Raw genomic sequence first — 20417 nt, 5'->3', positions numbered from 1 at the left:
ACCGTGTCCGCCGTCCGGCGCGCGCGGTCGGTCGGTCAGCGGTCGAACCGGATCTCGTCGGCGTCCAACTCCTGCTGGGCGTCGGCGACCACCTCGGAGCTGTACACCCCGGTGTGGCGGATCTCGAACAACGCGTCGCGTTCGGCCGCGAGCACCTGCATCTGGAGTTCCACCAGACGGGTGAAGGTGTCGCTGTGGGTCTCGGCGGACAGTTCCTCCCGCCACTTGTCGCGACCCTCGATGTATCGCTTGAGCCTGCCCGCCTCGTCGGGGTCGACGTCGCCGGCGGTGATCATGTCATCGATTTCGCTCGTCGCGGTCTCGTTGAGCTGCTGCCACAGTCGTCGACCCTCGTCGGCGATCCGTTCCGCGTCGTCTCCGGGCACGCGAGCGAGGCGGATCACCCACGGCAGCGACAACCCGTTGACGAGCAGGGTCGCCAATGCCACCACATAGGCGATGAGGATGATCTCCGGGCGGTACGGCAGATCCTCCGGCAGGGTCTGCGCCGCGGCGACGGTGATGGCGCCGCGCATGCCCGCCCAGCCGAGGACCAGACCGCTGCGCCACCCGAACGGTTGGTTGAGGACGAAGGCGGCGTCGGCATCCATCCGCCGCAGTCGCTCGGTCACCCGGGCGCGACGACGCTCCTCCCGCGGACTCTCACCGTCCATCTGCGTCAACCGATCCCACCACTGTTGGCTGCGCGAGTCGTGGGTGGACGCGCGCCGCAGGTCCATGCGCAGCATGGCGGTCAGCGGCACCACGAAGATCAACCGGATGACGATCGCGACGACGGTGAGCGTCAGACCCCACGCCACCGACTCCCCCACCCCCTGCGGGCTGTTCGACACGTCCTCGACGAGCCGGTGCATGCTCAGACCCATCAGCAGGAAGATGCCCGACTCGAGCACAAAGGATGCGGTGCGCCAATTGGTCCGCGCGACGGTGCGTTCGCGGGCGGAGATGTGATGCACCGAGATGTCACCGGTGACCAGACCGGCGATGACCACGGCCAACACCCCCGATGCGTGCAGTTCCTCGGTGGGCACGTACGCGACGAACGGCACCACGAACGTCACCGCCGTACTCGACACGGGGTCGTTCAGCCTCGCCCGTACCCGCACGTTGAGCACACCGACCAGCACCCCGATGATCACCGCGACCGCCACCGACAGCACGAAATCGCCTGCCACCGACCACAACGACACCGATCCGGCGATCGCGGCGGTCGCCGAGCGCAACAACACCAGTGCCGACGCGTCGTTGACCAGGCCCTCCCCCTCGATCATCGACACCAGTCGGCTGGGCAGACCCAACTTCCGACCCAACGAGGTTGCGGCGACGGCGTCGGTGGGGCTCACGATGGCGCCGAGGGCGAACGCTGCGGCCCAACCGATCTGCGGCACCAGCAGGTGTAACAACGCGCCGATCCCCACGGTGGTGACCACCACCAACAGCACGGCCAGACCGGTGATGGCCTTGAGGTTGCGCCGGAAATCCTGCGCGGGCATGTTCACCGCGGAGGCGTACAGCACCAGCGGCAGCACGCCGGCGAGGATCACCTCCGGGCCCACCGACACGTCGCCGGCGGCCGGGATGAATCCCAGCGCGATGCCGACCACCACCAGACCCAGCGGGGCGGCCACGCCGAGTCGTTCGGAGAACCGCTGGACCGCAACGATGACCAGCACGCCCACCACGGCGATCACCGAGACCGTCACCCGCGCGCACCTGTTCGCGGCAGATCGGCCTCGAGCTGCGGCCGCCGGACACGCACGATGTCGAGAATCTGTCGCAACGCCGGGTGACGCGCCAGACCACCCACCTCGGACCGTACGACCTCCCAACGGTCGTCCGGCAGAGCGGCGAGTTCGCGTCTGCGCGCGTGGATACCACCCAGCGCCGGGTAGTCGCGCCGGGCACCGATCCGCTCGGACAACAACATCAACCGCGCGCCGTCCTCCGACCCCGGCGTGATGGCACACAACCAGGCGCCGAAGGTGAGGACCAACGCCCCGGCCTGCGGGAGGTCGTGCCAACCGTGCGGACCGAACATGTCCTCCATGGCCACCAGTTCGCGCGCCAGGAAATTCCGCGCATCGTCGAGGTCCCCCGCGGTGACCAGTCCGGCGATCGCGGCGGAGACGACCATCATCGCGCCCGGATCCTGCGTCTCGATCGACTCGTTCACCACGAGATGTGCACCGGTGCGGCGGAACAGGTCGGACGCAGTGGACCGGTCACCGTCGATCACCGCGAGTTCGGCTGCCGCCAGCAGCAATCCACCGACCACCTCGGGGAGTCCCGGCGGGTCGGGTTGATCCGGGGTCCAGTCGCCGACCAGTCGACCCAGCTCGGCGCGGGCCTCGTCGACGCGACCGGCGCCGATGAGAGCGGCCAGCAGGTAGCCACGCACCTGCAGTGCGTCGTGTTCGGCACCGAGCTCCTCCATCAACGCCGCGCCGTCGTGGTAGAACACCGCGGCCTCGGCGTGTTCGCCGCGCTGGCCGTGGATGGACCCGGTGCTGGTGAGAATGGTTGCCTCCAACCACCGGTCACCGCTGCGGCGCGCCATCACCATCGCCATCTGCAGGTCACGCAGTGCGCCCGCGGTGTCGGCGTTGTTCTCCCGCGTGTTCGACGACATGTTCACCGCGATGGTGCGCACCTCATCGGTGCCGTCACGCAACCCGGTCACGAGCAACCGCAGCCCCGCGGTCGCGGTGCGCGCGAGTTGCATGCCACTGAGGAAGTCCGCCTCGGTATGCAGGACCAGGTCGGGTCGGTACAGCCGTCGCAGACACACCCGCGCCCGGGCCAGCACCCGCACGTCGTGGTGTCGGCTCATGGCCTGGAACATCGCGCAGACCAGCAGCGACAGCTGCCAGCTCTCCCGGTCGGCATCGTCGACCACCGGCGCGGCCGTGAGAGTGGTCACCACATCCGGTGCCCAGGAGACGATCTCGGAGTGCAGCCCGCGCATGGACCACAGCGCGGCGACCATCGGGAATCCCATCGCCACGGCCCGTCGGTACAGATCGGGGTCGTCCGTGCCCGGGTCGGCGGCGAGCACGACACACCGTCGCAGCGCCCACACGACGTTGTCGATGTCGGCACGTACCGCGGCCAGGAGTTCGACGTGACGGCGCCCGCGGTAGAGCGCACGGACCTGGGCGGCGAACTCGACGGCCCACCGTGCGGTGGCGGCATCGACGTCCGCACCGACCCCCGCCGCCGCGATCTTCAGTTCGCCGAACTCGCGCACCATCTCCAGCATCCGGTAGCGCACGGCACCGTCGCGCTCGACCACCCCGAGCAGCGACTGGTTGACCAGGCTGTCGAGGGCGTCGTCGAGGTCGGGACCCGACAGTCCGGTGAGCACCGATGCCGCGTCCGCGTCGAATCCCGCGGGGAGCCGACTGAGCATCCGCATCGTGTGCTGGGCGCGCTCGTCGAGCAGCTCCCAGCTCCACTCGATGACCGCCTCGAGTGTGCGATGGCGTTCGGGTGAGCTGCGGTCGGCTCCGCGCAGCAGCGCGAAGCGCTCGTCGAGACGACGGTTGATCTCCTCCACCGACATGGTCCGCACCCGGGCCGCGGCCAGTTCGATGGCCAGTGGAAGCCCGTCGAGGCTGCGGCACAGCGCGGCGACCGGACCCGCGGGCAGGGCCACACCGGGGCGGATCGCCCGGGCGCGGGCGGTGAACAGGTCGGTGGCCGCGGAACCCGTCGCGGCGACGGCCAGCATCGGCAGCGGATGGATACGCTCGCCCGCCACCAGCAGCGGCGACCGGCTGGTGGCCAACACGCGGATGGCGGGGTCACCGGCGATGAGGTCGGTGACCGCGGCGGCGCAGCCGTCGATGATCTGCTCACAGTTGTCCAGGACCAGCAGGGCGTCGGTGCCCTGCAACGATTCGGCGATGCGGTCGGCGAGGTCCACGTTTCCGCCGACCGGGCGGCGGCGGCCGGACGGTCCTATCTCGGTCTCCCCGACGCCGAGGGTGGCGGCGATTGTCCCGAGCACGTCGGCGTCGTCGCGGACCGGGGCGAGAGGGACCACGAAGACGGAGACCCCGTCGTCGACCATCCGCTGGGCGACGGTGTTGGCGACCCGCGTCTTGCCCGCACCACCGGGTGCCTGCACGGTGACCACTCGATGGACCCCCAGCGCGGCGACGATGGCGGCGACGTCGCCGTCCCGGCCCACCAGATCGTCGGGTTCGGCGCGGACCCCGACGCTGCGCCCGTGTGGCCGGGACGGCGCGGCGACGCGTGTCGACACGGGTGCAGTGGTGTCGGGCAGCTGTTCGCCGTCACCGGCCGTGAGCAGCTCGCGGTGCAATGCGGCGAGCTCGGCACCGGGATCGACCCCGAGTTCGGTGGACAACGCCCGCCGCAATCGGGAGTACACGGCCAGTGCATCCGCGGTGCGCCCGAGGCCGGCCAGTGCCCGCATCAGGTGACCGGCGACCACCTCGTCGAGCGGGTCGATGGTGAGCAGTTGCTCGGCCAACCGGCGGGCGGTGTCGTGATCGCCCGCTGTCGCGGCAGCGGCGAGACGCGCTTCGTCGAGCCGACGCCGCAGACCCGCCGCCCGCCGCGCCACCTCCCGTCCCAGTTCGTCCCCACCGCCGTCACCACCGCCGAGGTCGTCACCGGGGATACCCCGCCAGGCCCGCGTCGCACGGTCCAGTGCCGCGGGTGATCCCGCGTCGAGAAGATCGGCGACCTGGCGTAGATCGACGGCCTCGGGTGGCACCTGCAGCCGGTAGCCGTTGGCGGTGGCCTCGATGGAACCGCCCGGTAGCAGCGGTCGCAGCCGGGAGATCTGGGTGTGCAGCGCCGCCTGGGGGGACCGGGGCGGGTCGTCACCCCACACCAGGTCGATCAGCCGGGCCGACGAGCGGAACGAGCCCGCGTCCAGGGCCAGTGCCGCCAGCAGGCGCCGCGCCCGGGTGCCGGGTACCTCGCGCATCCCCGATCCCGAGTCGACGGCGATCGGGCCGAGCAGGCCGATCGTGACCGAGGTCCGCACCGGTGTCACCGCCCCAGTCTCTGTCAACGACCCGATCTCCTACCACGGTTGCGTGCCTGCCGTCTGTGCCCCTGCCATCTGCGGCGCCACGACGGTGGGGCGGCGCGGAACTCGGCCTGCGGGGGTTGTCGGTGTTCGGTCAACACTAATGCTGGAAGATCGACGGCATGGCAACCGCACGAGAGTGGGTCGAGGGCGCACGCCCACGGACCCTGCCCAACGCAGTCGCACCGGTGATCGCCGGGACCGGGGCCGCCTGGTGGGCGACGGACGCGGGAACGGTCGGCGCGCACTGGTGGAAGGTGGTGTTGGCCCTGCTGGTGGCGCTCGCGCTGGTCATCGGGGTCAACTTCGCCAACGACTACTCCGACGGCATCCGCGGCACCGACGACGACCGGGTGGGCCCGATGCGCTTGGTCGGGTCCAGGGCGGCGTCCCCGGCGTCGGTGAAGCGGGCCGCGATGCTGTGCTTCGCCGTTGCCGCGGTGTGCGGACTGGTCCTCGCGGTCACCTCCGCGTGGTGGTTGGTACTGGTGGGGGTGATCTGCATCGCAGGCGCCTGGTTCTACACCGGAGGTCGAAACCCCTACGGCTACCTCGGTTTCGGCGAGATCGCGGTGTTCGTCTTCTTCGGTCTGGTCGCGGTGTCGGGCACCCAGTTCGTGGTCGCGGGCCGGGTCGACTGGGTCGGTCTGGTCTGTGCGGTCGCGGTGGGCTGCTACTCCAGCGCGGTGCTGGTGGTGAACAATCTGCGCGACATCCCCACCGACAAGGCGTCGGGGAAGAACACTCTCGCGGTACGCCTCGGCGACGCGCGGACGCGGACCTTCTACACCGTGCTGACCGTCGTGCCCAGCGTGTTGACCGTGGTGCTGGTGGCAGCCACCCCGTGGGCGCTGCTCGGGTTGCTGGCCCTGCTGCCCGCGTTCCGCGCCGGTGCCCCCGTCCGTGCTCGCGCGCAGGGGCCGGCATTGATCCCGACCCTGGCCCTGACCGGGATCGCGATGCTGGTCTGGTCGATCAGCACCGCGATCGGGGTGTCGGTCTAGGACCGTCGGTCCCGCCGTCCCGTCAGGCCTGGACGGTGAGCGCCTCGCGCAACTGCTCGGGCGTGGTCACCGACTCGATCAGGGCCCGCGACGCGGCATCGTCGACGCGCAGGATGCCGATCAACACGTGCTTCTCGATCAGATCGGGGTCGCCCGCGCCGCGGGCATCCTCGACGGCGTAGGCCAGAGCGGCCTTGGCGTCGGCGGAGAAGCGCGACCGGCCGAACGGGCCTCCGCGACCGCGCGGCCCGCGTCGACCGCGACCTTCGCGCCAGGGTCCGTCGCGCCAGGGTCCGTCCGCACCCCAGGGGCCGCCGCGGCCGGGGCCGAATTCCTCGCGGTCCCACGGCCCGCGCTGACCGCGTTCCCATCCCGGCTCACCGCAGGGTCCGCCCTGTGATCGGCCGTGGGGTCCACGGGGATGGCCATGGTGCGAACGGCCCCGTCCGGAACCGCGGCGTTCGCTGCCGCGTCGACCCCAGCCCTCGGTGATGTCGCTGCCGAAGCGGTCGCGCACCGCGGCGACCACCTTGTCGAGGTCGATACCGATGGCCTTGAGGGCCTCGCGGTCCTCGTCGACGATCTCGCGGTCGTCGGACTCGGCGGTGGTGTCCGCCTCGTCGTCGTCGGGGCGGGTGGCCGCGAACTCGCGGACCGCCGTGCGGGCACCGTCCAGGGTCAGCCCCAGGTCGGTGAGGGTCGTGTAGATGGGACTGCGCGCATTGCACAGCATCCCCAGGATCAGGTGCTCGTTGCCGAGCCGGTCGCTGCCGAGATCGACAGCCTCGTCCATGGCGAACATCAGGGTCGCCCGGGAGTCTCGTGTGAAGTGTTCGAACATGTCAGTTCCTTCTTCTGTCCGACGCAGTTCTGTCTGCGTGTGAATGTTTCTGGTGCACGGCCTGCCTGCTGATCTGCAGCACGTCGGCAATCGTCTGCCAGCTCCAGCCCTGGTCTCGGGCGTTGGCCACCTGGACTTCTTCCAGGCGGTCGGCGAGGGTGCGCAGCGCGCGTACCGCTGCCAGCCCCTTGGCCGGGTCATCGCTGGTGACGCCGCGGGTGACGGCGTCGGTCCGGTCTGGTGTGGTCTCGTCGTTCTCGTGCACGTTGTCAGGTTATGTTGACACCACTCGGTTGTCAATAAAAATTGACAATTGGCTGCCGGCGCGACTCTGCCGGTGGTGTACAGGCTGGGCTACCTGAGCGCATCCTTGCTGGACAGGGGCCGGTAGTCGCTGTTTACCTGGCAGCATGACCACATCAGCGGATTCGACGTCGGAGGAGGGGGTGACCCCGCGCCGGCATCCCGCCGAACCTCACGCGGGTTCGCTCTCGCAACGGCTCAACTGGCTGCGCGCAGGCGTCCTCGGCGCCAACGACGGGATCGTCTCGGTGGCCGGCATCGTGGTGGGGGTGGCCGCGGCCACCGTGGAGCGGGGTCCGGTCCTGACCGCGGGAGTGGCGGGACTCGCCGCGGGGGCGGTGTCGATGGCTCTCGGCGAATACGTCTCGGTGAGCACCCAGCGTGACTCGGAGCGTGCACTGCTGGCCAAGGAGCGCGCCGAACTCGACGAACAACCCGGTGCCGAACTCGACGAACTCGCGGCGATCTACCAGACCAAGGGGCTCTCCCCGACAACCGCGCGACAGGTCGCCGTGGAGTTGACCCGGCACGATGCCTTCGCCGCGCACGTCGACGCCGAGTTGGGCATCGACCCGGACGAGCTGACCAATCCCTGGTACGCGGCGCTGTCGTCGGCGCTGGCGTTCATCGTCGGGGCGCTGCTGCCGTTGGTCGCGGTGTTGCTGCCCGGGTCGGATGCGCGCATCCCCGTCGCGGTGGCCGCGGTGTTGGTGGCGTTGGCCGTCACCGGTTTCCTCGGTGCTCGACTCGGCGGGGCCGAACCGCGCCGCGCGATGGCCAGAGTGGTCGCGGGCGGTGCGATCGCGATGGCGGTCACCTTCGCGATCGGCAGCGCCGTCGGCGCGGCGGTGAGCTGAACCGGATCGCGCCGGGGAACCGACTCAGAATCGTGCCAGGATGACGCGAGCGGCGCGGGCCACCACCCGGCGGTCCACGGTTTGGGCGACGGACAACATCACGTCGGCGTCGCCGGGCTCTCCCCAGCCGCTGCCATCCGCACCCCGATCGAGCGGCCGAGCCGACAACAACTGCGCACGATGGGTGCCGAGCACCACGACGTTCCATTCGTCGGCCAACGGGTCACCGTCGGTCAGCGCCGCGGACCGGACGTTGCCGTCGAGAATCTGGAGTGTGCCCACCCCGTACACGCCGGCGAAGGCGGTGCGGTCGGCCAAACCGTGCCAGCGCACCCGAGCTTCGTCGGTGAAGTCGGAGGCGGTGTGGAAGGTCCCGAGCACCAGGGCCGAGCGACCCGCGGTGGAGGCCTGGGCCTCGATGTGGTTGGTCAACGATTCCAGGAACGCACGGCTCATCCGTCGGGTGTGCCCGCCCGCCGCCGCGAGATCGTAGACCGATTCCCCGGCGACGAATGCCCCCCGCCCGGTCTCCGGGGCCTGCACCGCGGTCTGCGGGAGTGGCCGCAACGGTACGTCGAGCAGGTCGGCCGGATCGACCACGGCGGGGTAGTGCGACCCGACGCCGAGTACGCCACCCATCGACATCGCGGTCACCCGATCGGCCGGGCTGTCGACACCGTCGATCACCGCCACCGTCCCCGGGCAGGTCTCGCGGTAGACGCTGAGCACCTCCGCGATCGCCGCCACATCGGCGACGGGTCGGCGCAGGAGTTCCGGATCGGTCATCACAAGGTCGGGCTCCATCAGGAACACCGCCACCGTCGCACCGTCGTCACCGCCGACGCCGTCCACGATCAGCGTGATCCCCGCCGCGCGCGCCGCGGCCACCTGGCGGAGGACCGATCCCGGGTTCTCCAGCACCTCGCGAACACCGACCGACACCAGTTGACGTCGTCGTTCGGTGGCGAAATCGGGGGGCGCCAACTCCGTCACCGACGACGGATCGAGGAGGGTCAGGAGGAACAGGCCCTCCGGGAGCACCCCCTGTTGCGCGACCCGGGCGAGATCCCATTTCACCCGATCCAGCGCGTCGTGCTGCCGCATGGTGCGTGCCGCTCCTCGCAGCGCGGTCGCGTGTTCCACCGCCGACCCGGGACGGCCGCCGATGCGCAACTCGATCGCGGCCAGCGATCCGTCGCCGAGCCGATGTACGGGCGTGTATCGCACGGTGGTCATCGGCGGACGGAAGAACCGCTCATCGGGATCGACCGCGGCACCCCCATCCTCGCCCGAATCCACCAGCTGGGGATGGGAGGCGTTTGAGGCCTCCTCGTTACCGGTGCGCAGATCGCTGTTGCGATGTATCCGCAGGTCAACCCCTCTCGTTATCTGACCGTTATCCTAGCGCACCGATACCGTTACGCTGACTGTGCGGCGCTGTGACCCATTTGTACAATTCTCTACCCTGTGCGCACCGGGGTGTCGGCACTTCCGCCGTCGCTCCACCTGCGGTCTGGACCCGCCATATCGAGGCCTGAACCCGACAGGCGCCACACGGTCTTCAAGGTCAGCACCCACGTCCTCGCGGCGTGAGTGTCCTTGAGGTTGTCGACCCCGCATCCCGGAGGCTGCTTGCCCCTCAGCCTCCGGGACGCGGGGATCGTCGGCGGCCGAACCGTACCGACGTCGTCGATCGTATGCTGCGGCCACCCGATTGGTCGACCCTCCTAGTGTTGCGCCGGAAAGCCGCGGATCCCGTGTTCCGGTTCCGTGTCGTGCGCTCCGTCGCCGGTGTCCTATTCGTCGGTGACCGCGTCGCGGATCGTCATCCGCGACGCCTGCGCGGCCGGGAAGAACGCACCCGCAAAGCACAGCGCGAACGCGACGACCACATAGACGGCGGTCTGCCACTGCGCGGTGTAGACGATGTCCACCGAGGTGGTGGTGGCCAGGATGCGGTTGGACAGCTCGTGCAGCACCTCCCCCATCATCACGCCCAGTACGGTGCCGGTGGCCGCGATCGCCGCCGCCTCGGCCAGCACCATGCGCGAGATGAAGCCGCGCGCGGCACCCATCGCCCGCAACACTCCGAGGTCGCGTCGGCGTTCGATCACCGACAGCAGCAGGGTGTTGAGCAACGCCACCGCCGCGACCACCGCGACCACCCATTGGATGGCGACGGCGAACCGGCCCGACTGCTCCACCGATGTCCGCGTCGCCTGCAGGCTGTCGGCGCCCGTGTAGACGTGACCGGGGCGACCGGACGCGGCGATCTCCGCGGCGATCCGCCCGCGCACGGCGGCGACATCGGCACCGGTTTGCACATTGACCTGCAGATACGTGGCACCTGGCCGGTCGAACAGCTGCCGCATCAGATCCAACCCGATGGCCGCGGTACCCGAATCGATCGCCACGTAGTCGACGAGTTGCAGCACCGGCAGTTCGCGGAATCCCGCGGGGGTCGCGAGCCGGAGTCGGTCTCCGACGGCCACCTTCATCGTCCTGGCCAGCGTGGTGGAGACGATCAGGCCGTCGCCGGCGAGCACCCGCCGCAACACCGCGGGGTCCGCCCGTTTCACGAACGGTGCGGACATGCCGGGGGTGAGTCCCTGTAGCAACACCCGGGCCTCCCCTAGATTCACCGAGAGCCACTGCCCGTCGAGTACCCGCGCTACCCCCGGGGTGCGCGCCACCGCGGCGGTGAGGGAGGGATCCAACAACGGTCCCGACGGCAACTCCGCCGCCGGTCGCGACGAGACGTACAGGTCGGGGTCGCCGAGACCGTCGAGAGACCTCGACACGGATCCCACCAGATCGTTCATCGCCCCCGACGTGCCGACCCCCACCGTCACCGCGATGGCCACCGTCATCAGGGTCGCCCAGGCACGACGTGGTGCCCGTTCGGTGTTCACCGCGGCCAGCTGCCCCGGACCACCGAGCCGGGAGGAGATCGCGGTGACCACCCGCACCAGCGCGCCGGTGACCGCGAAACAGATCAGCAGCACACCCACGGCGTAGGCCACCCCGGCCAGGAACGCGGCCCGACCCTGCACCGTCACGACGATCAGCCAGGCCGCCCCCACCAGCAGCACCCCCACCGCACCGGCCAGGCGGGCCGACCACCCGGCTCGACGGTCGCGCGCGACCACCTCGCCGGGCACCAGTGCCTCCACCGGGGACACGCTCAGTACTGCGCGGGCAGCCAGCGCACTGGCGGCCACACAGGCGACGACACAGGCTGCGACCGCGACCGGCCCCACGTAGGCGGGTAGCGAGAACGTGATGGTCGCACCGTATTTGTCGGACGCGGCATCCGGCAGACGGTCGATGATCCACGACCCGGCGAGCATGCCCACCGGGATTCCCGCCAGGCCGCCGAGCAGTCCGAACAGTGCCGCCTCGGCGATCAGATCGGTGACCAGAGAGCGGCTGCGACCCCCCAGAGCGCGGATCATGGCCAGGGTGGGCCTGCGGGTGGCCACCGACATGGTCATCGTGTTGAACACCAGGAATGCGGCGACGACCAGCGAGATGAGGGCGATGAGCAGGGTGGAATCGCGGGTGACCGAGCCCGCGGTCTCGGCCTGGGCCGCCCGGAACTCGGGATCGACGACCACCGCGCGGCCGTTCACGACCCGTTCCAGGTCGGCCCGCAGGGCACCGGTGCCGACGCCGGGTGCGGCCTTGATCAGGACGGAATCCAGCCGCCCCTGATGACCGGTGAGCCGCTGGGCGAGACCGAGATAGGCGAAGGCGTACCGACCGCCGTTGAGAGCTTTCGCGGCATCGGAGTCGATGACGGCCGACACCGTCACCGGAACGCCACCGATGGTGACCCGATCCCCCGTGACCAGCCCGAGCGCCTTGCCGACCACCACACCGTCCTGCAATGTCCGCAGGTCGGTGCCGGTACCGGACTGCACCGCGGTACGCAGGCGGGAGTTCAGCTCGGTGATGCGGTAGTCCGACCCCAGCACCGAGATCGAGGTGGGCGCCGCCCCCGCGCGATCCAACTGGGCCGGGCTCTGGATGAGCGGAACGGCCGCGGCGGCCGCGGGTACGGACGCGCGGATCTCACCTGCGAGCGCGTCGTCGAGACCGGTGTCGGAGATGCCCGCGACCTCGAGGTCGGCGGTGCCCGCCACGGTGGCGCTCAGCTCCCGGACCGACGAGGTGAGCGACCCGTACGTGCCCAGCACCGCGACCAGGAGCGCCGAGGACACCACCACGACGAGCAGCGAGGTGATCACGCGCAGTCGGTGGGAGCGCAGCTCCCGCAGGTTGAGCACCCACAGGCGCGTCGCGGCGGCCCGTCCCGGCAGTCTCAGTGCCATCGCGCGACGGTCCCGCTCACGACGCCACCACGCGACCGTCGCGCACCTCGACCGTGCGGTCGGCGACCCGCGCGGCGTGGGGGTCGTGGGTGACCATCACCACCAACCGGCCGGCCCCGTCGTGCGCGACATCACTCAGCAGTTCCAGGACGGCGTCACCGGTGTGGGAGTCGAGGTTGCCGGTCGGTTCGTCGGCCAGCACCACCCTCGGGTTCATGATCAGCGACCGGGCGATCGCCACCCGCTGCATCTGCCCACCGGACAGTTCCGAGGGCCGGTGGTCGACCCGCGCGCCCAACCCGACCCGGTCGAGGAGGGCCACCGCCTCGGCTCGTTGCGCCCGCAGGGGGCTGCCGTCAAGCAGTCGCGGCAGCGCCACGTTCTCCCAGGCCGACATGGTGGGCACCAGGTTGAAGAACTGGAAGATGAACCCGACCCGCCGACGCCGGAACCGCGACTGCGCGTCGTCGTCCAGACCGGCCAGGTCGGCGCCGTCCACGACGATCGACCCCGAGTCGGGTACGTCGAGCGCCCCAAGGACGTGCAACAACGTCGACTTGCCCGCGCCCGAGGGACCCACCACCGAGACGAACTGGCCGCCGTCCAATTCCAGACTCAGACCGTCGAGGGCGCGCACGGTCGCCTCGCCGAGCCGGTATTCGCGGACCAGATCCGTCGCCTGCACCAGTGCGCTCACCGCGACCCCGGCGCCCGTGGTGGCGAACCCGTCACCGCGGCCAGGACCCGTCGGTCAGGAAGCGCCGCACCACGGCATCGGCGGCACCGAGGTCCAGGCCCTGCGCGGCCACCCAGCCGTCGTCGAAGTACGTGTCGGCGTAGCGGTCACCGCTGTCGCAGAGCAGGGTCACCACACTGCCCGCCCGACGGTCGGCGATCATCTCGGCGATCAGCGCGAAGGCACCCCACAGATTGGTGCCGGTGGATCCGCCGACGCGACGGTCGAGCACGTCGCTGACCCGTCGGGCGGTGGCGATCGACGCCGCGTCGGGCACCTCGATCATCGCGTCGATGACCTGCGAGATGAACGACGGTTCGACGCGCGGTCGACCGATACCCTCGATCCGCGAACCGGGTCGCCCGCCGGCGTCGGTGTGTGGCAGGCCATCGGTGTTCAACAGGCCATCTGGGCCCACATCGTCGGGAGACCGATAGGCCGGGGCGAACACCGAGTTCTCCGGGTCGGCGACGGCCAGCCAGGTGGCGTGCCGCCGATATCGCAGGTAGCGACCGATGGTCGCCGAGGACCCGCCGGTCCCCGCCCCCACGACCACCCAGGTCGGAACGGGATAACGCTCCTGGGCCATCTGGGTGTAGATGGACTCGGCGATGTTGTTGTTGCCGCGCCAGTCGGTCGCGCGTTCGGCCATCGTGAATTGATCGATGAAGTGTCCGCCGAGTTCCCCCGCCAGACGGCGGGCCTCGGAGTACATGTCACCGGCGCGATGCACGAAGTGGCATCGCCCTCCGCGACGCTCGATCAGGCGGATCTTCTCCGGCGACGTACTCGCGGGCATCACCGCAACGAACGGCACCCCGATGAGATCGGCGAAGTACGCCTCGGAGACCGCCGTCGACCCCGACGACGCCTCCACCACCGGGGTGTTCTCGGTGATCCACCCGTTGCAGAGGGCATACAGGAACAACGACCGCGCCAGTCGGTGTTTGAGCGACCCGGTGACGTGGGTGGTCTCGTCCTTCAGGTACAGATCCACTCCGGCATCGGCGCCGTCGACCCCGTCCCAGCGCGCGAAGTCCCCGAGCGGGAAACGCAGCAGGTGGGTGTCGGCGCTGCGCCGGGCGTCGGCTTCGATCAGTCGGACCGCGTTGTCCACCCAGGCCCGGGAACTACGGTGATCGGTGATGCGGGTGGGCACCGATGCGGCGCTCGGCACCCGCGTCAGCGCTTGCTGCCGGGACGCGCGCCGGGCTCGCCACCGCGCAGGCGCGCCTCGAGGTCGGCGCGTTTGGTCCGACGGGACTCGTCGACCTCGGCGATGGCCTCGTTCACCCGGGCGCGTGGTTTCTTGAACGCGACCATCCCCACCGGAAGGGCGATCACCAGACCGAAGAGGATCGCCACCAACAACGGCACGGTCACACCCACGGCCTTGCCGAGACCGAACACCGCCGCCGCGACGATCACCACCAACGCCAGCCGCAATCCGGTGTAGATCCCGAGCGCCAGGGCCAACCGACCCCCCGAACCGGGACGGGTGTCCGTCCGCCGCGCCGAGATGTCCGTCTCGTCACCGTCCACGCCGCGTGATCCCTTCTCCACGTTCGCACCGGCCACGTCGACGCGCCCGGTTCGTTCTCAGGTTCCCCAGCCTACGACCCGCGTGACGCGAGAATTTAGTTCGTCCTGCTCACAACCATGAACGCGCAGGTCGAGGCCCGATCCTCGGGCCGAACGGCGATCCGCGCGGTGTCGCGGATTAGAAAGAAGCGCGTTTTGGGTGTATTCATGAGTGCAGGGGCAAGTCCATGAACGGTGCGGTGCCATCGCGTACCGCCGTACAAACTTGTCCGGCCGTCAGGCCTGCAGAGGAGTAGTGATGACCGCCTCAGATCCGATCACCTTCGATTCGGTGTCGCCGAACCCCACCTCGCACAACACTTCCGCGCACACCCCGATCACCCCGCGAGCAGCGAGCCAGCACACGCTGACCCCGGGACAGGTGGCCGCCATGTTCAACGTGAATCCCAAGACCGTCGCCCGCTGGGCCAGTTCCGGGATCCTCGGTGCCATCCGTACGCCGGGCGGCCATCGCCGGTTCCGTGAGGCCGACGTGGTGGCGCTGCTGAACCGCAAGGTCGAGGACTGACACGACGCACCACTCGGGGGCCGTCGACGGAGTAGCGGTTGAGGGGCTGACCGTCGGCGGCCTTCGCTCATCGGTCACGACTCGACGATGAGGACCCCTGCCCCCGACAACGGGTAGCGTGGTCGCACGGAACACGTGTGGAGGGCTGGATCGTGGTCTACATCTTCGTCATCGTCGGGATCGCCGCGCTGGGTTATCTGGCGTGGCGGGCGTTCGGTCCCCAGGGCATCGTCGGCCCCGACCGGGACCGCGACGACCGCGCGCTCACGCCGCGGACCGGCACCCGACGTCAGGCACAGCGGCCCCCCATCGGTCCCGACGACGACCCGGAGTTCCTGTGGAAGCTCGGCCGCGACCGGCACCCCGGTCCCGACGACGCCCCCGGAGCCTCCGACTGATCACCCGACGGTCGGCCGGGACGTTCATGTCCCGCCTGTCACGCTCGTCCCGTCCGGCTCACTCACGCGCGACGCGGGAATGCGGACGCTAAGATTCGGGAGTCGGTGCCCGCTCTCGGTGGACGCCGGGACATGAGCAGGTCGGGGCCAGTGACAGTCACACATACACATACACACGAAGTTGCGGGCGGCACGTCGTTCGCCGACCGTCTGAACCAGTTGTTCGAGACGGTTCGGGACGAGAACGGTATGACGTTCACCGGCAAGAAGATCGCCGCGCGGGCCAACGAGCTGGGGTACACGCTCAGTGATGCCTACATCTCGCAGCTACGCACCGGTAAGGCCAAGACACCGTCGTTCCGCACGGTGGAGGCGATCTCCCGGGCGTTCCGGATCAGCGTGACCTACTTCCTCAGCGACCCCGAGGAAGACCTGGCCAGGGTGCAGCAACAGCGCGAGTACGTGCAGATGGCCGCGCAGACCGGGGCGCACCTCGCCGCGTTCCAGCACGGGCCGATCTCACCGGAGACCATCGACATGGTCATCGAGGTACTGAAGGTGATGAAGCAGCAGGACCCGGCTCGCGGGAACTGAGTGCTCGCGGCCGGTGCCGCCGGTGCGGCCGTCCGGCGGGTCAGAGGCCGGCGTACGAGTGCAGACCGGACACCACCAGGTTGATGATGAAGAGGTTGAACAGCATCGCCACGAAACCGGCGATGTTGATCCACGCCGCGGCGGTGTTCCGCCAGCCCGCGGTGGCTCGCGCGTGCAGGTAGGCCGCGTAGATCACCCAGGCGATGAACGACACCGTCTCCTTGGGATCCCAGCCCCAGAACCGTCCCCAGGCCGACTCGGCCCAGATGGCCCCGCAGATGACGCCGAGCCCGAACAACGGGAAGGCGAAGACGACGGTCTTGTAGGCCAACCGGTCCAGGGCCTGCGCCGACGGCAGCCGTTCGAGGATGCGGCCGCCGACACCGTCACCGGCGTTCGGGTAGCGCAACCGGATCAGGTAGAGCGCGCTGGCCACCCCCGACACCAGGAACACCCCCGATCCCACCGACACGATCGACACGTGGATGGCCAGCCAGTACGACTTGAGCGCCGGGACCACCGGGGCGGCCTGGGTGTAGAGCCACTTGCCGGCGATGAACATCAGCAACGAGACCGGCAGCAGCACGAACGACAACAACGGTCGCTGATCGGTCTTGCGCAACACGATCAGTCCGGCGATCACCCCGGCCGCGCAGGACAACGAGATGAACTCGTACATGTTGCCCCAGGGCATGCGGTGGGTGGCGAGTCCGCGGATCACGATCGACGCCACATGCGCGGCCACGCCGACGAACAGCACCGCGAACGCCATCTTGGCCCAGCGGTCGCCGATCGGGGTCCGCTCCTGCCGCCCCAGCTTGCCCGGGGTGCGTACGTCCTGGCCGGGCGATGTGTGGCCGGCGCCGACACCGGCGGCGACGAGTTCCTCGGAGCGCACCACCCGGCGGGTTCGCACCGACGCCAGCGACGCCAGGAACATCACCATCGCGAGGACGTAGATCGTGAGCGCGGTGCCGAACAACAGGTCGGAATACCGCGCGAGGTGCTCGTCGATCTGCATGTGTCAGGTCCTCACTCTTGGCTTCCGTGTCCTACCGAGCTTCCGGGCTCTACCGACCTTCTGGGCTCGACCGCCTTCTGGGTCGAGACCGACCAGTGTGCGGCTGAGGGCGACGAATCCCTCACCCCACCCGGCCTGGTCGGTGCGGGCCAACCCGGCCATCTCCACAACTGTAAGTCGTCGGTCGCCGGATCCCGAGTCGGCATCGGCGGGGGTCAGCCGCGCCCACACCCGGCGTCGCTTGACCAGCAGCGAGACCAGCAGCCCGGCGAGCATCGCGATGGCCGAGATCAACACGTAGATCTGCGCGGGGTCATGGGACACCTGTAGGGAGGCCCACGGCTTGTACCCGTCGAACGAGACCGTGGTGCCGTCGGCGAGTCGGGTGTTCTGTCCCGGCGCCAGGTTGACCTGGGCCTTCTGCAGCAGCCGGCCCTGGTTGATGAGGTTCTGGTCGAGGGTGTAGACGTTCTGCGGCCGCCCGGTGTCCAGGCCGGTGTCGCCCTGGTAGACCCGGATCGCGACGTACGGGTCGCGGGCGTCGGGATAGGACGACGACAACAGCGTGCCCTGAAAACTCGCGGTCGGGGCGAACAGACCTTCCAGCGCGACCTGGTGGTCGCGGCGTTGGTCTTCGTTCGGATACAGCCCGGCCGGGGTGTCGAAGCGCGCGGCACCCGACGACAGCAGCGTCGCGGTCTCGTCGGGACGGAACGGCACGGTCTGGGTGCGCTTCTCACCATTGGTGAAGGTGACCGTGAACGTCGGCGCGAACCCGTGACCGAGTAGGTAGACGCGGTCGCCGGCCACGCGGAGCGGGTCGTTCACCTTGATCGTGGTGTCGCGGTACCGACCCGCGTCGAGGTCGGAACCGGCCGCGTAGCGCACCTGAGCCGAGTACATGTCCGGTTGGCCGTCGGGGAGGTAGGCGGCCGAGAACCTGTTCACATCCACGCAGAACGGGGTCAGGTCGGTTCCGTCGACGAGGTTGCCACCGCGGAACGAGTCATAGACCGCGGTGGAGGTGTTGCACAGCCCCTGGTCGTCGTCGGCGACCAGGATGCGGGTGCCCTCGTAGCCGAACATCTTGCCCGCGGCGATGGAGACCAGCAGGGCGAGCAGCGCGAAGTGGAACACCAGGTTGCCGAACTCGCGGAGATAACCCTTCTCCGCGGAGATCTCGACGACGTCCCCGGATCGACCCTCGTCCGCGGTGGTCCCGCCGGACCCCTCGACGGTCCGGCTGACCTTGCGCCACCCGCGCAGGTTGCCCATGATCGTCGCGCCGACCTCGTCGGGAGTGCCCTCGACGGAGTGGGTGACGTGACGCGGCAACCGACCGAGGTTGCGCGGGGTGGCCACCGGCTGCGCCCGCAACGACGTGGCGTGCTCGATCATCCGCGGGGTGAGGCACCCGACCAACGAGATGAACAGCAGGACGTAGATCGCGGTGAACCAGACGCTGGAGAACACCTCGAAGAACTGCAGCTTGTCCAGGGTGCGGCCGATCCACCCGTGATCGGTGATGTACTGCTCGGTCTTCGCCTCGTTCAGCGACCGCTGCGGCAGCAGGGCGCCGGGGATGGCGGCCAACGCCAGCAGGAACAGCAGTGCCAGCGCGGTCCGCATCGAGGTGAGCGAACGCCAGGTGTTGCGGACCGGCCACCAGAGCCGTCGGGTCACTGGTCCCGGCCGCGGGTTCGGTGAGGACGACTGGGGGCGTGTCGGGGTGTCGGTGCTGGTCATCAGATCGGTAATTGGTTGTCGGTGACGAAGGCGTCGCGAACCCAGTCGACGAACACGTCCCAGGCGCCGGTGAGCAGTGCGACACCGACGGCGATGAGCAGGACCCCACCGGCCACCTGGATGGCGCGCGCGTGCGCGTTCATCCAGCCGACGGTGCGCAACGCCCACGCCGACCCGAAGGCCAGGATGACGAACGGCAGGCCGAGGCCGATGCAGTACGCGACGATGAGGGTGACCCCGCGGGCGGCGGTGGACCCGGCGGTGCCGCTGGCGGTGGCGATGACCGCGGCCAGGGTGGGGCCGAGGCACGGGGTCCAGCCCAATGCGAACACCGCACCGAGCAGCGGCGCCCCGACCAGGTTGGAGACCAGCCGCGGACGCATCCGGGTGTCTCGCTGCAACATCGGCACCAGACCGATGAACACCAATCCCATCAGCACGGTGATCACCCCGCCGATGCGTTGCAGCAGGTCGCGGTTGACCAGGATCGACCCGGTGATACCGAACACGGTCGCGGTGGCGGCGACGAACACCGCGGTGAACCCGGCCACGAACAGCAGTGCCGCGCCGGCCACCCGCACCCGACCGGACCCGGCCTTCTCCCCCGCCCGGACCGGTGGCGCCTCGGCGCCGACCAGCCCGGCCAGATACGACAGGTAACCCGGCACCAGCGGAACCACACACGGCGAGGCGAACGACACCAGCCCGGCCACCAGGCAGGCGGCCATGGCCAGCAGCAGCGGACCGGTCGCCACCGTGGTGGAGAACGTCTCGCCGACCGATGCCAGCGGGGTGAGCATCACTGTTCGGCCGCCAACCGGGTGACCACGGGTTTCAGCTCGTCGACGCTGATCGACTTGAGGAACACGGCGGCGGCGCGACCCTTCTTGTCCACGACCATCGTCGTCGGCACCACCGACGTGGGGGTGGTCAGCTTGCCCAGCTGCAGGCCCGGGTAGTCGTAGATGGAGGGGTAGGCGATCGCGCGGTCGGCGATGAAGTCCTTGGCCGAATCCCGGTCGTCGCGGAAATCGATGCCGAGGAACGCGACACCGGAACCCTTGGTCTGTTCGTAGGTCTGCTCGAGGTCGTCGGACTCCGACCGGCACGGCGCGCACCAGGAACCCCACACGTTGATCACCACCACCTTGCCGACCATCGACGACAGCGACAGCGGTTGCCCGGTGCTGACGTCGGGACCGGTGAGGTCGCGCACCTGCTTACGGCTGGCGGGTGGGTCGTAGGTGATGACCGTCTTGCCGCCCGGGGAGATGAACTGGAACGTGTCCCCCTGCGCCACTGCGTCGTCGCCGGTGCCGCAGCCGCCGACCACCAGGGCGGTGATCGCGGCGAGTGGCGCGACGAACGACGACATCCGGCACGGGCG

18 protein-coding genes are annotated in these 20417 nt (G+C 69.6%); 5 read left to right on the top strand and 13 right to left on the bottom strand.

The features are described from left to right. Positions 1-35 precede the first annotated feature (35 nt). Positions 36-1724: a cation:proton antiporter gene (locus tag BW971_RS02165; protein WP_076476040.1), complete on the bottom strand. Its 1689-nt coding sequence runs from the start codon at positions 1722-1724 to the stop codon at positions 36-38. After that, positions 1721-5050 carry an ATP-binding protein gene (locus BW971_RS02160; RefSeq protein ID WP_076476038.1) on the bottom strand — a complete coding sequence of 1110 codons (3330 nt, stop codon included), beginning with the start codon at positions 5048-5050 and terminating at the stop codon, positions 1721-1723. Before BW971_RS02160 ends, BW971_RS02165 begins: the two co-directional genes overlap by 4 nt. A 158-nt stretch (positions 5051-5208) precedes the next feature. Here BW971_RS02160 and BW971_RS02155 point away from each other — a divergent pair, with 158 nt between their 5' ends. Beyond that, positions 5209-6090 carry a 1,4-dihydroxy-2-naphthoate polyprenyltransferase gene (locus BW971_RS02155; protein WP_076476036.1) on the top strand — a complete coding sequence of 294 codons (882 nt, stop codon included), beginning with the start codon at positions 5209-5211 and terminating at the stop codon, positions 6088-6090. 22 nt (positions 6091-6112) lie between these two features. Here the strand turns inward: BW971_RS02155 and BW971_RS02150 are convergent, their stop codons facing one another. Then, entirely contained in the window at positions 6113-6931 is an 819-nt protein-coding gene (locus BW971_RS02150; protein WP_076476034.1) for a Clp protease N-terminal domain-containing protein, read from the bottom strand. 1 nt (position 6932) lies between these two features. Beyond that, on the bottom strand, positions 6933-7196 hold the full coding sequence (locus BW971_RS02145; RefSeq protein WP_076476032.1) for a hypothetical protein: 264 nt from the start codon (positions 7194-7196) through the stop codon (positions 6933-6935). A gap of 145 nt (positions 7197-7341) precedes the next feature. Between BW971_RS02145 and BW971_RS02140 the strand changes: the two genes are divergently transcribed. Further along, entirely contained in the window at positions 7342-8091 is a 750-nt protein-coding gene (locus BW971_RS02140) for a VIT1/CCC1 transporter family protein (RefSeq protein ID WP_076476030.1), read from the top strand. Positions 8092-8115: 24 nt separating this feature from the next. Here the strand turns inward: BW971_RS02140 and BW971_RS02135 are convergent, their stop codons facing one another. The 5 genes from BW971_RS02135 to BW971_RS02115 form a co-directional block, all read right to left on the bottom strand. Next, positions 8116-9327 (bottom strand): DICT sensory domain-containing protein, encoded by a 1212-nt coding sequence (locus BW971_RS02135; protein WP_159441818.1) that lies wholly within the window; start codon positions 9325-9327, stop codon positions 8116-8118. A 560-nt stretch (positions 9328-9887) separates the two neighbouring features. After that, positions 9888-12425 (bottom strand): ABC transporter permease, encoded by a 2538-nt coding sequence (locus BW971_RS02130; RefSeq protein ID WP_076476026.1) that lies wholly within the window; start codon positions 12423-12425, stop codon positions 9888-9890. A 16-nt stretch (positions 12426-12441) separates the two neighbouring features. Then, positions 12442-13113 carry an ABC transporter ATP-binding protein gene (locus tag BW971_RS02125; protein WP_083709217.1) on the bottom strand — a complete coding sequence of 224 codons (672 nt, stop codon included), beginning with the start codon at positions 13111-13113 and terminating at the stop codon, positions 12442-12444. A gap of 40 nt (positions 13114-13153) precedes the next feature. Continuing rightward, positions 13154-14338: an L-cysteine desulfhydrase Cds1 gene (gene cds1 / locus BW971_RS02120; protein WP_234974183.1), complete on the bottom strand. Its 1185-nt coding sequence runs from the start codon at positions 14336-14338 to the stop codon at positions 13154-13156. Between the two features lie 5 nt (positions 14339-14343). Further along, positions 14344-14724 carry a DUF4229 domain-containing protein gene (locus BW971_RS02115; RefSeq protein WP_234974182.1) on the bottom strand — a complete coding sequence of 127 codons (381 nt, stop codon included), beginning with the start codon at positions 14722-14724 and terminating at the stop codon, positions 14344-14346. 277 nt (positions 14725-15001) lie between these two features. Between BW971_RS02115 and BW971_RS02110 the strand changes: the two genes are divergently transcribed. The 3 genes from BW971_RS02110 to BW971_RS02100 all read left to right on the top strand — a co-directional run bounded on the left by BW971_RS02110 (position 15002) and on the right by BW971_RS02100 (position 16263). Beyond that, positions 15002-15271, top strand: coding sequence for a BldC family transcriptional regulator (locus BW971_RS02110; RefSeq protein ID WP_076476022.1), 270 nt, complete (start codon positions 15002-15004; stop codon positions 15269-15271). Positions 15272-15408: 137 nt separating this feature from the next. Next, positions 15409-15669, top strand: coding sequence for a hypothetical protein (locus tag BW971_RS02105; protein WP_327200195.1), 261 nt, complete (start codon positions 15409-15411; stop codon positions 15667-15669). 132 nt (positions 15670-15801) lie between these two features. Continuing rightward, on the top strand, positions 15802-16263 hold the full coding sequence (locus BW971_RS02100) for a helix-turn-helix domain-containing protein (RefSeq protein ID WP_234974181.1): 462 nt from the start codon (positions 15802-15804) through the stop codon (positions 16261-16263). Positions 16264-16303: 40 nt separating this feature from the next. On the opposite strand, the gene ccsB is transcribed toward BW971_RS02100, so the two are convergent. The 4 genes from ccsB to BW971_RS02080 are packed head-to-tail and all read right to left on the bottom strand — an operon-like array spanning position 16304 to position 20405. Then, positions 16304-17284, bottom strand: coding sequence for a c-type cytochrome biogenesis protein CcsB (gene ccsB, locus BW971_RS02095; protein ID WP_076476018.1), 981 nt, complete (start codon positions 17282-17284; stop codon positions 16304-16306). A gap of 3 nt (positions 17285-17287) precedes the next feature. Next, positions 17288-19030 (bottom strand): cytochrome c biogenesis protein ResB, encoded by a 1743-nt coding sequence (gene resB, locus BW971_RS02090; RefSeq protein ID WP_076476016.1) that lies wholly within the window; start codon positions 19028-19030, stop codon positions 17288-17290. Next, positions 19030-19830, bottom strand: coding sequence for a cytochrome c biogenesis CcdA family protein (locus BW971_RS02085; RefSeq protein WP_200799336.1), 801 nt, complete (start codon positions 19828-19830; stop codon positions 19030-19032). The genes resB and BW971_RS02085 overlap by 1 nt, the downstream gene beginning before the upstream one ends. Next, entirely contained in the window at positions 19830-20405 is a 576-nt protein-coding gene (locus BW971_RS02080; protein ID WP_076476378.1) for a TlpA family protein disulfide reductase, read from the bottom strand. Before BW971_RS02080 ends, BW971_RS02085 begins: the two co-directional genes overlap by 1 nt. Positions 20406-20417: the final 12 nt, after the last annotated feature.

The organism is Williamsia sterculiae (genome assembly GCF_900156495.1).
Taxonomy (GTDB): Bacteria; Actinomycetota; Actinomycetes; order Mycobacteriales; family Mycobacteriaceae; genus Williamsia_B; species Williamsia_B sterculiae.
Note: the sequence above shows the minus strand (reverse complement) of the source record. Positions and strands in the feature narration are given on the sequence as shown.

Excerpts from the sequence above, each read along its gene's own strand:
- ccsB (WP_076476018.1), bottom strand. The coding sequence starts at position 17,284 with ATGCAGATCGACGAGCACCTCGCGCGGTATTCCGACCTGTTGTTCGGC.
- BW971_RS02085 (WP_200799336.1), bottom strand. The coding sequence starts at position 19,830 with ATGCTCACCCCGCTGGCATCGGTCGGCGAGACGTTCTCCACCACGGTG.
- BW971_RS02140 (WP_076476030.1), top strand. The coding sequence starts at position 7,342 with ATGACCACATCAGCGGATTCGACGTCGGAGGAGGGGGTGACCCCGCGC.
- BW971_RS02135 (WP_159441818.1), bottom strand. The coding sequence starts at position 9,327 with ATGACCACCGTGCGATACACGCCCGTACATCGGCTCGGCGACGGATCG.
- BW971_RS02130 (WP_076476026.1), bottom strand. The coding sequence starts at position 12,425 with ATGGCACTGAGACTGCCGGGACGGGCCGCCGCGACGCGCCTGTGGGTG.
- BW971_RS02150 (WP_076476034.1), bottom strand. The coding sequence starts at position 6,931 with ATGTTCGAACACTTCACACGAGACTCCCGGGCGACCCTGATGTTCGCC.
- BW971_RS02110 (WP_076476022.1), top strand. The coding sequence starts at position 15,002 with ATGACCGCCTCAGATCCGATCACCTTCGATTCGGTGTCGCCGAACCCC.
- BW971_RS02100 (WP_234974181.1), top strand. The coding sequence starts at position 15,802 with ATGAGCAGGTCGGGGCCAGTGACAGTCACACATACACATACACACGAA.
- BW971_RS02080 (WP_076476378.1), bottom strand. The coding sequence starts at position 20,405 with ATGTCGTCGTTCGTCGCGCCACTCGCCGCGATCACCGCCCTGGTGGTC.
- resB (WP_076476016.1), bottom strand. The coding sequence starts at position 19,030 with ATGACCAGCACCGACACCCCGACACGCCCCCAGTCGTCCTCACCGAAC.
- BW971_RS02155 (WP_076476036.1), top strand. The coding sequence starts at position 5,209 with ATGGCAACCGCACGAGAGTGGGTCGAGGGCGCACGCCCACGGACCCTG.